At 51.7% G+C, this 13,793-nt stretch carries 12 protein-coding genes; 8 read left to right on the forward strand and 4 right to left on the reverse strand.

From position 1 onward, the window contains the following. Positions 1-213: 213 nt before the first annotated feature. From arcA to R2X38_RS18595, 8 genes are all read left to right on the forward strand, one after another. On the forward strand, positions 214-1,434 hold the full coding sequence (gene arcA, locus R2X38_RS18560) for an arginine deiminase (protein WP_107299565.1): 1,221 nt from the start codon (positions 214-216) through the stop codon (positions 1,432-1,434). Between the two features lie 136 nt (positions 1,435-1,570). Beyond that, positions 1,571-2,482, forward strand: coding sequence for a carbamate kinase (arcC, locus tag R2X38_RS18565; RefSeq protein ID WP_317523818.1), 912 nt, complete (start codon positions 1,571-1,573; stop codon positions 2,480-2,482). Between the two features lie 127 nt (positions 2,483-2,609). Next, positions 2,610-3,620, forward strand: a complete 1,011-nt coding sequence (locus tag R2X38_RS18570) for an ornithine carbamoyltransferase (RefSeq protein WP_107299567.1) — start codon at positions 2,610-2,612, stop codon at positions 3,618-3,620. Positions 3,621-4,062: 442 nt separating this feature from the next. Then, positions 4,063-4,992: an aspartate carbamoyltransferase gene (gene pyrB / locus R2X38_RS18575; protein WP_317523819.1), complete on the forward strand. Its 930-nt coding sequence runs from the start codon at positions 4,063-4,065 to the stop codon at positions 4,990-4,992. A 15-nt stretch (positions 4,993-5,007) separates the two neighbouring features. After that, positions 5,008-5,472, forward strand: a complete 465-nt coding sequence (pyrI, locus tag R2X38_RS18580) for an aspartate carbamoyltransferase regulatory subunit (protein WP_317523820.1) — start codon at positions 5,008-5,010, stop codon at positions 5,470-5,472. A 201-nt stretch (positions 5,473-5,673) separates the two neighbouring features. Then, the gene (locus R2X38_RS18585) at positions 5,674-6,612 is read left to right on the forward strand and encodes a serine protease (RefSeq protein WP_317523821.1); all 939 of its coding nucleotides are present in this window, start codon (positions 5,674-5,676) and stop codon (positions 6,610-6,612) included. A 238-nt stretch (positions 6,613-6,850) separates the two neighbouring features. Then, the gene (locus R2X38_RS18590) at positions 6,851-7,330 is read left to right on the forward strand and encodes an arginine repressor (protein WP_317523911.1); all 480 of its coding nucleotides are present in this window, start codon (positions 6,851-6,853) and stop codon (positions 7,328-7,330) included. Between the two features lie 115 nt (positions 7,331-7,445). Beyond that, positions 7,446-7,832, forward strand: coding sequence for an enamine/imine deaminase (locus R2X38_RS18595; protein WP_317523822.1), 387 nt, complete (start codon positions 7,446-7,448; stop codon positions 7,830-7,832). A 66-nt stretch (positions 7,833-7,898) separates the two neighbouring features. Here the strand turns inward: R2X38_RS18595 and idi are convergent, their stop codons facing one another. From idi to parE, 4 genes are all read right to left on the reverse strand, one after another. Then, positions 7,899-8,429, reverse strand: a complete 531-nt coding sequence (gene idi / locus R2X38_RS18600) for an isopentenyl-diphosphate Delta-isomerase (RefSeq protein WP_317523823.1) — start codon at positions 8,427-8,429, stop codon at positions 7,899-7,901. An 83-nt stretch (positions 8,430-8,512) separates the two neighbouring features. Further along, entirely contained in the window at positions 8,513-9,235 is a 723-nt protein-coding gene (locus R2X38_RS18605) for a 1-acylglycerol-3-phosphate O-acyltransferase (RefSeq protein WP_317523824.1), read from the reverse strand. A 172-nt stretch (positions 9,236-9,407) separates the two neighbouring features. Further along, positions 9,408-11,672 carry a DNA topoisomerase IV subunit A gene (gene parC / locus R2X38_RS18610; protein WP_317523825.1) on the reverse strand — a complete coding sequence of 755 codons (2,265 nt, stop codon included), beginning with the start codon at positions 11,670-11,672 and terminating at the stop codon, positions 9,408-9,410. Positions 11,673-11,777: 105 nt separating this feature from the next. After that, positions 11,778-13,661: a DNA topoisomerase IV subunit B gene (parE, locus tag R2X38_RS18615; RefSeq protein WP_317523826.1), complete on the reverse strand. Its 1,884-nt coding sequence runs from the start codon at positions 13,659-13,661 to the stop codon at positions 11,778-11,780. Positions 13,662-13,793 lie beyond the last annotated feature (132 nt).

Raw genomic sequence — 13,793 nt, forward strand, 5'->3', positions numbered from 1 at the left:
CGTAAGCGAGTGACAACTGCATTAAAAATGTTAACAAAACAAATATATAGCGTTACCACATTAATAATAAAAGTGTGATAAACCTCTAAGACTGAGAATGCCTTAAGGGTAAAATAAACCCCAGATACGAAAGCAAAGAAATAAATAAACTCTTACTTTGCAATAAAACAAATACAGCCAAACACTTGGCAATAAATAAAGAGAGATACGATCATGAGTAAGTTTTACGTAGGTTCTGAAATAGGTCAATTGCGCCGCGTTCTTATCCACCGTCCAGAGCGTGCCCTAACTCACCTAACACCATCAAACTGTCACGATCTACTTTTTGATGATGTATTAGCAGTTGAACGCGCAGGCCAGGAACACGACGTATTTGCTAACACACTGCGCGAGCAAGGTGTTGAAGTTATGCTTCTTGGTGATCTACTAGCAGATACATTAGAAGTACCAGAAGCGAAAGACTGGCTTCTGAAGACCCAAATCTCTGACTACCGCCTAGGCACTGCATTTGCTAACGATGTACGTTGCTTCCTAGCAGACCTACCAAGCAAAGAGTTGTCTTCAATTCTTCTTGGCGGCCTGAGCTACGCAGAGCTACCAATTAAATCATCTTCAATGATGCAGGGTATGCACGAGCCAACTGACTTCATCATTGAACCACTTCCAAACCACCTGTTCACCCGTGATACGTCTTGCTGGGTATACGGCGGTGTGTCTATCAACCCAATGGCGAAACCTGCCCGTCAGCGTGAAACCAACCATGTTCGCGCTATCTACCGCTGGCACCCAACCTTCGCAGGCCAGGACTTCATCAAGTACTTCGGCGACGAAGAGAAGATGTACGACAACTCAACTATCGAAGGCGGCGACGTATTGGTTATCGGTAAAGGCGCAGTGCTTATCGGTATGTCTGAGCGTACCACTCCACAGGGTGTTGAGCAGTTGGCATCAAGCCTGTTCAAGCATGGCGAAGCAAAGCAAGTTATCGCGATGCAGCTACCTAAGCACCGCTCTTGCATGCACCTAGATACAGTAATGACGCACATGCGTGAAGACACCTTCTCTGTTTACCCAGAAGTTGTACGTAAAGACGTACAGTGCTGGAGCCTGACTGGCGACGAGTCTGGCGCGGTGAAAGTGAAAGAAGAAGGCTACTTCGTCACGGCTATCGAGAAAGCGCTGGGCGTTGACAAGCTGAACCTAATCACTACTGGTGGCGACAGCTTCGAAGCTGAGCGTGAGCAGTGGAACGATGCGAACAACGTACTAACTGTTAAGCCTGGCGTGGTTATCGGTTACGAGCGTAACACTTACACCAACGAGAAATACGACAAGGCAGGCATCACAGTCCTACCTATCCCAGGTGATGAGCTAGGCCGCGGCCGTGGTGGTGCTCGCTGCATGAGCTGCCCAATCGAGCGTGACGGTATCTAATACCAAGGCACTTAGCCAAACCTGACGGCCGGTGCTCGGCACCGGCCACACTGCAGCAAGACCTCTCAGAACCCATTTAGGCGAAAAGCCAAACAAAACACAATAACACTGAGAGTACATCAAGAGAGACGATCACATGACCAAACAAACTGTTGTAGTGGCTCTGGGCGGTAATGCCCTGCTTCGCCGCGGCGAGCCACTCGAAGCTGATATCCAACGCCAGAACATTGCAAAAGCAGCCCAAACCATTGCGGAAATTGGCAAAGAATACAATGTGGTTTTAGTGCACGGCAATGGCCCACAGGTTGGCCTGCTAGCCCTGCAAGGGTTGGAATACAAAAAGGTTAACCCATACCCATTGGACGTACTGGGCTCAGAAACCCAGGGCATGATTGGCTACATGCTGATGCAGGAGCTGAAGAACCTGCTGCCGGAGCAAGATGTGTCCTGCATGCTAACCCAAATGACCGTAGACCCGAACGATCCTGCCTTTGCGGATCCAACCAAGCCTATCGGCCCGGTCTACGAAGAAGCCGAAGCCCGCGAAATGGCTGAGAAATACCACTGGACAGTCAAGCCTGACGGCCAGTACTTCCGCCGCGTAGTGCCTAGCCCGCTACCAACCGGTATTGTTGAAAGCGACGCGATCACTACCCTGATCAAACAAGATCACCTGGTGATTTGTACCGGTGGTGGCGGTATCCCGGTGAAGAAAGAAAATGGCAAGTTGGTGGGTGTAGAAGCGGTTATCGACAAAGACATGTCTGCGGCATACCTTGCCCAGCAGCTTAATGCCGATGCCCTGCTGATCCTGACCGATGCCGATGCGGTGTACCTTGACTGGGGTAAACCAACCCAGAAAGCACTGCGCAGCACCAATCCACGTGAGTTGGCTCAGTATGCTTTCGATGCTGGCTCCATGGGACCAAAAATCGATGCCTCATGCGACTTCATCAAAAAAGGTGGCAAGCTGGTTGGTATCGGTGCCCTTGCAGATGGCCTAGCGATCCTAAAAGGTGAAGCCGGCACAAATATTATTGCAGAATAAAAGAATATTTATTCACAAATCATAAATAATACGTTAAACAATACATAATAGCTTCCGGTGGCGGGGCAACCATTACAACCCAGCCCTTCCCCGGACAGAGAGATACAGATTCAGAGAGGATAACATCATGGCTTTTAACCTTCGCAACCGTAACTTCCTAAAACTTCTAGACTTCACTCCACGTGAAATCCAGCACCTACTTGAGCTATCTGCTGAGCTGAAAAAAGCGAAGTACAACGGTTACGAGCAGCCTCGCCTAACTGGTAAGAACATCGCACTGATCTTCGAGAAAACATCTACTCGTACACGCTGTGCATTCGAAGTAGCGGCTTTCGACCAGGGCGCACAAGTTTCTTACCTTGGCCCATCTGGCTCTCAAATCGGCCACAAAGAATCCATGAAAGACACCGCTCGCGTTCTTGGCCGCATGTATGACGGCATCGAGTACCGCGGTTTCGGTCAGGAAATCGTTGAAGAGCTAGGCGCTTACGCTGGCGTACCAGTATGGAACGGCCTAACTGACGAATTCCACCCAACTCAAATCCTGGCTGACTTCCTGACTATGATGGAGCACGGCCGTGGCAAGCAGCTACACGAAATGAAATTTGCCTACCTAGGCGATGCGCGCAACAACATGGGTAACTCCCTAATGGTTGGCGCAGCGAAAATGGGTATGGACATCCGCCTAGTGGCACCTAAGCAGTTCTGGCCTGAAGAAGCTCTTGTTGCTCAGTGCCGCGAAATCGCAGAAACCACTGGCGCGAAAATCACTATGACCGAAGACGTACAAGAAGGCGTTGAAGGCGTAGACTTCCTATACACTGACGTTTGGGTCTCTATGGGTGAAGCGAAAGAAGCATGGGCTGAGCGTATCAACCTAATGCTGCCTTACCAGGTCAACATGGACATGATCAAAGCCACTGGCAACCCACACGTTAAATTCATGCACTGCCTACCAGCCTTCCACGGCGAAGACACCACTGTTGGTAAGCAGCTAGCAGCAGAATACCCAGTACTGGCACAAGGCTGTGAAGTGACTGATGAAGTGGTTGAGTCTGACTACTCTATCGTATTCGACGAAGCAGAGAACCGTATGCACACCATCAAAGCTGTGATGGTAGCCACACTGGGTCAGTAATCGACTCTCTTGAGTGTAACTACTCTCAAACCCATACCGGCCTTCGGGCCGGTATTTTTATGCCGGATAAAAACAGACCGCTCACTCTCTTCGCTCAACAACAAACCCTTACAGTTCACAGGGTTAGAGCGCCATTTCTAGCCCGTGAAACACCCTTGAAAAGTGCATAAAATTCCGCCAAATGAATACTTTAGGCAAACGCTTGCGTTCGCTAAAAATGGGGGTATAATCCTTCGCAATTTGTCTAGAGAGAGATAAAAAATGCGCCCGTCTTTTCAGCTAAACCTGATGACCCTTCGCCGATTTTCGGCGGAAGCGCCGTTTTTTGTTTTTCCTGTTTTTGTAAAAAGAGCCTCCTTTTTTAAGGGGGCTTTTTTTTGCCTGCTGTCCACACCAGCCGGCACCTGTCGTTCATCATCGTAATTAAAAGGGAAGAGAAGCCATGGCGAATTCGCTGTTTCAAAAGCACATCATTTCCATTCCGGAACTGAGCCGTAGTGAGCTTGAGCTAGTTGTCGAGACTGCTGGCAAACTGAAAGCCGAGCCGAACCCTGAACTTCTGAAGAACAAGGTTGTTGCAAGCTGTTTCTTCGAGCCATCTACCCGTACCCGCCTGTCTTTCGAGACAGCTATCCAGCGCCTGGGGGGGACTGTGATTGGCTTTGACAACGGTGGTAACACATCACTGGCGAAGAAAGGTGAAACCCTCGCCGACTCGGTACAGGTCATTACATCCTATGTTGATGCCTTCGTCATGCGCCATCCACAGGAAGGGGCAGCCCGCCTAGCCTCTGAGTTCTCCAACGGCGTACCTATCATCAACGGTGGCGACGGTGCCAACCAACACCCTACCCAGACCCTGCTGGACCTGTTCACCATCTACGAAACCCAGGGCACGCTGGATAACCTGAACGTCGCGTTCGTCGGCGACTTGAAATACGGCCGCACGGTTCACTCCCTGACCCAGGCGCTAGCCAAGTTCAACAACGTGAAGTTCTTCTTCATCGCCCCTGAAGTCTTGGCGATGCCAGATTACATCTGCGAAGAGCTGGACGAAGCCGGCATCACTTACAGCGTGCACAGCGCGATGGAAGAAGTGATCCCTGAGCTGGATATCCTGTACATGACCCGCGTCCAGAAAGAACGCTTCGACGAGTCTGAGTACGCCCACATGAAGGCCGCTTACATCCTTACCGCACCAATGCTGGCCGAAGCGCGCGACAACATGAAAGTACTGCACCCGCTACCGCGTATTGACGAAATCACTACCGACGTCGACAAGACCAAGCATGCTTACTTCTTCCAGCAAGCAGAAAACGGTGTGTACGCACGTGAAGCCCTATTGGCACTGGTCCTTAACGAAGCAATCTAAGCAGGAGAGAAAATAATGGCGAAGGAAACACAACTACAGGTCGAAGCGATCAAAAACGGCTCAGTGATCGACCACATTCCTGCGAACATTGGCTTCAAGGTACTGAAGCTGTTCAAGATGCACAAAACCAACCAGCGCGTCACCGTGGGTCTCAACCTGCCGTCTTCGGCGCTGGGTGCGAAAGATCTGATCAAAATTGAAAACATCTTCATCAGCGAAGAGCAAGCAAGCCAGCTGGCCCTGTATGCACCACAGGCGACAGTGAACCAGATCGAAAACTACGAAGTCGTGAAGAAGCTGAACCTGACCCTGCCAGAGCAAATCAATGCGGTGTTCAAATGCCCGAACACCAACTGTATTTCACACGGCGAGCCGGTCGACAGCAGCTTCAAGGTTATTACCAAGAAAGAAGATATCCAGCTCAAGTGTAAGTACTGCGAAAAAGTGTTCTCGCGCGAAATCGTGACAGAGAGCAACTAAACGACGTAAGAAGTGCTGCGCTAACCAGCTGAAAAATGTCTCAATTGCGACATTTCCTGCCCTAGGAAAAAGAAAGCCTGCTCAAAGTTGAGCAGGCTTTTTTATTCTCATTTGCGGCAAAGAACACTCCCACCTTCCTCACTACCTTTAAGTTTTCGGCCCCGTGTGCCGGCAATACAAAAACAATAAAAGGCTAGTGGAATGAAAAAACTTGCGCACCTTATCAGAGCAGTCTGGTGCCTGCTTATCCGACCCTGTCACATCATCATTGCTTGCGTCTTTTTATCCGGCTGTATTTCCAGTAATGGGCCCGTCCAACAAACCTACCAGCACTCCGCCAATGAAATGGTGGTGATTGGTGTTCCAATGCTAATGGGCGGTTTCGGCTCTGCCGTTCCCGTCAATGATGACTACATGATAACAGCCAAGCATGTCGCCCAACTTTCTTGGGATGCAGGGGTCATTTACCACCCGGCCTGCGACTTGGCCCTGATCCCACGCAAGTCCAGCGCCCAGCCAACCTGGGGGCTGATCTACCCCGACCAATCGGTGATCCACCACGGCCATTCATTAGTGGGCACCACCGTCAGCGGTGAGGGCAAATACCTACAGGACGTGGTCGACACCAATACCGACTGCCTCTATTCCCTCAGTGACGCCCCTGTCATGTCGGGCATGAGCGGTGGGCCGGTATTTAACGAAGAAGGTGAAATCGCAGGTATCACAGTCGCTATTGTCAATAATCCGGAAGATCTGCAAAACCTGAGACCTGCAACCCGGTATAGCCAGTTTGTCCCCTCACCGCTGATTTTCGACTGGCTAGATGCACTGGGTATCGAAGTGAAATCAGCCAGTTCCGAGCTTGCCGGCATCAGTGTGTCGAACTACGTCGCCGCACTCAACCGCCAAGATACTGAAACCATTCAAATCGCCAACAACAACACACAGGCAACAGCGGGCAACACGCAGAGGCGCACCTTCATGCCAGTCACCCAGTACAGCACTGATACTCCGAATAATTTATCTGGCCTGAATATTCCCGAGGAAAATGATGGTGTTGCCGCTAACCAGTCCAAGCCATCGGTCAAGTTAAATCCTCGGACCCTACTTGATCAGTCGGGATATAATTCCTCATTCTAACCAAATAGATGGCGTTTTGTTTTGGTGATAGGGGTCAATAAATTACTCTGGTATTGTTGATATGATGCCCTTGCAAGATTATGCAACCGAGGCATTATATCTTGCGACAGGGTAGCCATTGTATCGCGCCGATAAGAAGCACAGACTTCCAGACAAATCAGACGGGGCGAAGGCTGCTAACGAGATACGATCAAAGACCCAACAGAATAACAAGGAGTTGCCCGTGAGTGGATACAGTATGCACGGAGCGATGGACGCTTTCTGTCAAGAAGAAAGCATCACTTCCGCCTGCAAACGACTATTGCAGCAACAGAGCTTTTCAACCCAAGATGATATCCGCAAGCAGCTTATCGCAATGGGTTTTGAAGATGTGAGCCAATCGACAGTGTCCCGCCTGCTTTCAAGGCTGGGCGTCGCTAAAGTGCCCAACGCCTACGGCAAGAAGGTCTATTGCCTGACCGTGGAAAGCGAGCCGGTACAGGTCGGCTCTTCTATCGCTTCACAGATTGAGTTTATTACCCACAACCAGTTGGTTGTCGTGGTGAAAACCCACCCAGGCGGCGCCCAGCTGGTCGCCAGGCTAATCGACATCCAGCCCCATGCCGAGATCCTCGGAACTGTAGGCGGTAATGATACCGTGATGGTGGCACCGAAGGACATTAGCCGCATCGATGAGTGCGAGAAGGTGGTCAAGGCAAGGCTCGGGATCCCAGCCTAAGCATATCCGTGCTGTCTTTTTGCCCAGCCTATCTGAAACCCTTTGACCTCTTCGCCATTGGGTTGCAAACTAGACCTCTAACGATGACCTACAAATATTTTAGTAAGGACAAGTAATGACTCAAGTACTTCACACAGAGCAGGCTCCAGCTGCAATCGGCCCTTATGTACAGGGTGTTGACCTAGGTAACATGGTTCTGACTTCTGGTCAGATCCCAGTGAACCCTCAAACCGGTGAAGTGTCTGACGATATCGCTGAGCAAGCTCGCCAGTCACTGGAAAACGTTAAGGCTGTGGTTGAGTCTTCTGGCCTGAAAGTGGCTGACATCGTAAAAATGACGGTTTTCGTAAAAGATCTGAATGACTTCGGTACCGTTAACGAGGTATACGGCCAGTTCTTCGACGAGCACAATGCACCATATCCAGCTCGCTCTTGCGTTGAAGTAGCTCGCCTGCCAAAAGACGTAAAAATTGAAATCGAAGCGATCGCCGTTCGCAAGTAATTGCCCTCGGCTCGCTACACAAAAAAAGCTGCCTTTGGCAGCTTTTTTTTGTTTTTGTCTTTATCGTCAAGCATTTGCCAAGGTCAGTGCCAACACCTGCGGAAACCAAGCGGTAAAACGTTCAGGTTCTTGGTCCAAGGCCACCTGAAGTTCACTTTGCGTCCACCAACGGTAGGTTAAGACCTCATTGAGATTGGGCGTGATCGCGATATTGGCAGCCTCAGCGACCAACACATGATCCAATTCGTGTTCGATCAAGTCATTGTCCAGCTCGGCGTGATAAACGAAGCTGGCGACATCTGACAATGCACGGATATCGACGATGCCCATTTCCTCAGCCAAGCGGCGGATCCCAGCCTGTTCCATGGTTTCCTCTCTGCGAGGATGCGAACAGCAGGTGTTAGTCCACAGCCCACCACTGTGATACTTACCCAAAGCGCGCTGCTGCATCAGGAATTCCCGCTCGTTATCACCGTCGCGGTACAGCAAGACCGAAAAGGCCAAATGCAATACACCGTCCCGGTGCGCCTGCATTTTTTCCTCAACGCCAAGCTCCCTGCCCTGCGGATCGACTAATATAACCTGTTCTTCAATCATGGTTCTTCAACTACACAAAAAACAAAAAGGACACGCTGGGGCATGTCCTTAATCATTCACACAATGGCAAGAGTGCTGGTTAGTTAACGTGCTGAGCGGCTGTCCGCTTCTGCATTGAGCTCTTCCAATTTCGCCGCCATCAGATCACGACACTGATTCGACAACTGACGGACATCTTCTTTGGTCAGCCCATCTACCAGTACAGGTGGTAACATTTCAACGATCACCACACCGTTGTCCCATTTGTTTAGTTTAACATTTTCTGTGCTACTACACACAATCGGCACCACCGGAACACCAGCGCCGATAGCGGCATGAAAAGCGCCGGTTTTAAACGGCAACAAACCACGGCCGCGCGAACGGGTACCTTCCGGGAACATCCATATAGAGACATTACGTTCTTTGATTTGCGCAATCACCTGGCCAATGGTTCCCACCGCTTTGCTGCGGTTGGCACGGTCAATCAAGATATTTCCGGTGAGCCAGTATAGCTGGCCAAACAATGGCATCCAGGCAATGCTTTTCTTACCCACGGTAACGGTACGAGGTTGAATAGCGCCTGATACGGTAAACATATCGTAGTTATTCTGGTGGTTCGCCAGGTATACGCTTGGGACTGGCTGCTCTCCCTCAGGGAAACGAAGCTCCAGCTTAATGCCGAAGATACGGGCCATCTTGCAGAAATGACGACCAACGATATAAACATTCTTGGGATTACGAGGGCTGAGCAAACAGTAGCCACAGCCAAATACAAACATGAACACAGCAAATACTGCGACAGCAATCATGCGCAATAGAAACAACATCAGACTCTCCTCAGCGTACAAGCGTTCGCTAGTATACTTAGGCTGCGGGAAAAAACACCTTTTATGTGCAGAAATTAGACCACATCCTACCTCTTTCTGCCCCGAACTGCGGGAAAACACCCAATAAAAAGCCCTCCATCAGGAGGGCTTCCATCATGCTTCTTTAGCAAACTTATTCAGCATCAGGCTCTTGTGGAGCATCAATTTCAAAACGCGTCACCCGCTGCAGGCCACGAGGAAGCATACTGCCACGGCGGCCACGCTCACCACGGAAGTTATCCAAATCAGCCGGCTTAAGACCCAGCTTACGCTTGCCAGCATACAAGGTCAGATGGCTGCCTTTTGGCAGTACCACCAACTGGGACAAGAACTCTTCCCTAGCCTTAGAGCGGGCTGCCGGGATATTGATGATCTTGTTACCCTTACCTTTACCCAACTGAGGCAGCTCCTTGATTGGGAACAACAACATCCGGCCCTCATTGGTGATGGCCAAGATCTCATCATTTTCCAAATCCGCAATGCACTGAGGCTGCATCACCTCGGCCTTTTCCGGTACCGTCAACAAGGCTTTACCGTTCTTGTTCTTCGACACCATATCGCTGCACTTACAGATGAAGCCATAACCGGCATCCGAGCCCATTAGCCATAGCTGATCATCATCGGCCATCATTACCTGGCGAACCTGGCTTCCCGGCGTCAGGTTCAAGCGGCCTGTAATTGGCTCGCCCTGGCTACGGGCCGATGGCAGGGAGTGGGATTCAAGCGCATAGCTGCGTCCATCCGAGCCGAGGAAAACTGCTGGCTGATTGCTCTTACCACGAGCATGGGCCAAATAGCCATCCCCCGACTTGTAGCTCAATGAGGTTGGGTCAACCTCATGACCTTTAGCATGGCGGATCCAGCCTTTCTCCGATAATACAACAGTGATCGCTTCCGATGGGATAAGCTCTCGCTCGGTCAGTGCCTTGGCTTCTTCACGCTCTACCAATGGTGAGCGGCGGTCATCACCGTACTTCTCAGCATCAGCCAGGATTTCTTTCTTGATCAGAGTGCTCAGGCGACGCTCTGATCCCAGTAGCTTCTCAAGGTGATCGCGCTCTTTCGACAACTCATCCTGCTCGCCACGGATCTTAATCTCTTCCAGTTTGGCCAACTGACGAAGCTTGATCTCCAAGATTGCGTCCGCCTGGATAGCAGACAGGCCAAAACGCGACATCAGCTCGGCTTTCGGATCATCCTCGGTGCGGATAATTTCGATAACTTCATCAATGTTCAGGTAGGCTGCCAACAAGCCCTCAAGGATATGCAAACGGGCATTGACCTTGTCCAAGCGATGCTGCAAACGGCGACGTACGGTTGTACGACGGAATTCAAGCCACTCCGAGATGATCTGCACCAGCCCCTTAACCTGCGGACGGCCATCAAGGCCCAGCATGTTGAGGTTAACGCGAAAGCTCTTTTCCAAGTCGGTAGAAGCAAACAGGTGGTTCATCAGCTGCTCGCTGTCCACGCGGTTAGAGCGCGGTACAATCACGATACGGGTTGGGTTCTCGTGATCCGACTCGTCACGCAAGTCTTCTACCATCGGCAGCTTCTTAGCACGCATCTGGCTGGCGATCTGCTCAAGCAACTTAGAGCCCGACACCTGGTGTGGCAGCGCCGTGATCACAATATCACCGCTTTCCTTGTGCCAGACCGCACGCATCTTGATACTGCCGCGACCTGTTCGGTAGACCTTCTTCAGGTCTGTCTTCGACGTGATGATCTCCGCTTCGGTCGGGTAATCCGGTCCCTGAACGAATTCCATCACCTCATCAAGTTCTGCCTTCGGGTTCTCGATAAGATGTACTGCCGCATTGGCCACTTCACGGGCATTGTGCGGCGGGATATCGGTAGCCATACCAACGGCAATACCGGTCACACCGTTAAGCAAAATATGCGGCAAGCGAGCTGGCAGCATCTTCGGCTCTTTCATGGTGCCATCGAAGTTCAGCCCCCAGTCAACCGTGCCCTGTCCTAGCTCATTGAGCAGGACTTCCGAGAAGCGCGACAGGCGCGATTCGGTATAACGCATCGCCGCGAAAGATTTCGGATCGTCCGGTGCACCCCAGTTACCCTGACCGTCAACCAGCGGGTAGCGGTAGGAAAATGGCTGTGCCATCAAAACCATAGCTTCGTAACACGCCGAGTCGCCGTGCGGGTGGTATTTACCCAGTACATCACCGACGGTACGGGCTGACTTCTTGTATTTCGCGGTTGCCGACAGGCCCAGCTCGGACATCGCATAGATAATACGGCGCTGTACCGGTTTGAGGCCATCGCCGATAAACGGCAGGGCACGATCCATGATCACGTACATGGAGTAATTGAGGTAGGCATCTTCGGTAAACTTCCGTAGCGGAAGCTGTTCAACGCCATCCATTGAGACATCAGTCATCGTTGGGTATTCCGTTTACGTTTCCAGCCCGGGCATCTTCGCACGGGCCATCAAATCATCAGGTAGGGCCGACTGGCAGGCTTATTGACCAACCGCCCCAATCAATCACACTTCGGCCATGTCGCCTTTGCTCTGCAGCCAGTGGCGGCGGTCTTCCGCCCGCTTCTTGCCCAGCAGCATATCCATCATTTCGTTGGTCTGCTCATCGTCGTCGATAGTCAGCTGAACCAGACGGCGGGTATTCGGATCCATGGTGGTTTCACGCAACTGGAGCGGGTTCATCTCACCCAGACCTTTGAAGCGCTGGACATTGACCTTGCCGCGTTTGTTGCTCAAGCGATCGAGAATGCCGTCTTTCTCGGCGTCATCCAGGGCATAGTAAACTTCCTTGCCAAGGTCGATACGGTACAGCGGCGGCATCGCAATATAGACGTGACCAGCACGCACCAAAGATTCGAAGTGACGGACAAACAATGCGCACAACAGAGTGGCAATATGCAAACCATCCGAGTCAGCATCGGCCAGGACGCAGATCTTGCCGTAGCGCAAACCGCTCAAGTCATCACTGTCCGGGTCGATACCCAAGGCCACCGAAATATCATGGACTTCCTGCGAAGCCAGTACCTGATCGGCAGAGACTTCCCAAGTATTCAGAATCTTACCGCGCAGCGGCATGATGGCCTGGTACTCACGGTCACGGGCCTGCTTGGCAGAACCACCCGCCGAGTCACCCTCGACCAAGAACAGTTCGGTACGGGACAAGTCCTGCTGCGAACAGTCTGCCAGCTTGCCCGGAAGTGCCGGGCCCGAAGCGACCTTCTTGCGCACCACTTTCTTGCTGGCACGCATCCGGCGGTGGGCATTGGCAATACACACTTCCGCCAACTGTTCGGCGATCTGCGGGCGCTCGTTCAGCCACAGGCTGAAGGCATCTTTGACCACCCCGGAAACAAACGCGGCGCACTGGCGTGATGACAGGCGCTCTTTGGTCTGGCCGGCAAACTGCGGATCCTGCATCTTCACCGACAGCACGTAGGAACAGCGGTCCCAGATATCATCGGCAGTCAGCTTCACGCCACGCGGCAGCAAGTTGCGGAACTCACAGAACTCTCGCATCGCATCGAGCAAGCCCTGACGCAGACCATTGACGTGGGTACCGCCTTGCGCGGTAGGGATCAGGTTGACGTAACTTTCGGTGATCAGCTCACCGCCTTCCGGCAACCACAGCAATGCCCAGTCAGCGGCTTCAGTCTGGCCACTGAACACACCGGTAAACGGCTCTTCCGGCAACAGGGTATACCCCTTGACACCCTCGGCCAGATAGTCTTTCAAACCGTCTTCATAACACCAGCGGAAGGTTTCATCGCTGGTCTTGTCGGTAAAGACAATTTCCAACCCAGGGCAAAGCACCGCCTTGGCCTTGAGGTTACTTTTCAGGCGAGAGACAGAAAATTTCGGGCTGTCGAAATATTTGGCATCCGGCCAGAAGTGAACACTGGTCCCCTTGGCACGGCGGCCACAGGTGCCGATCACTTCCAACTCGCTGGCCTTGTCGCCATTTTCAAAAGCAATTTGATAAACCTGGCCATCACGTTTCACCGTGACCTCGACGCGGGTCGACAGGGCGTTAACCACCGAGATACCCACCCCGTGCAAACCACCGGAGAACTGGTAGTTTTTGCCTGAGAATTTACCACCGGCGTGAAGCTTACATAGGATAAGCTCGACCCCAGACACCCCTTCTTCCGGGTGAATATCGACCGGCATCCCCCGGCCGTCATCAATCACTTCCAGTGACTGATCCGCATGAAGAATGACCTCTACCTTGCGGGCATGGCCAGCCAAGGCTTCATCGACACTGTTATCGATGACTTCCTGGCCTAGGTGGTTAGGCCGTACCGTGTCGGTATACATCCCCGGACGGCGGCGTACTGGCTCAAGGCCATTTAGAACCTCAATGGCTCCAGCGTTATAGCTTTGCTCTGTCATAATTACGGAAAGTTACGGAAAAATTTCTGCCACAATAGTCAGTAACCCCAGCTCGGATGTCAAGCTAGGGTCGAATATGTGGCCCACAATTGTGAGTCGAATTTGATCCAAGTCGGGACAAATTCCTCTCAA

Source organism: Photobacterium rosenbergii, from assembly GCF_033022775.1.
GTDB lineage: Bacteria > Pseudomonadota > Gammaproteobacteria > Enterobacterales > Vibrionaceae > Photobacterium > Photobacterium rosenbergii_A.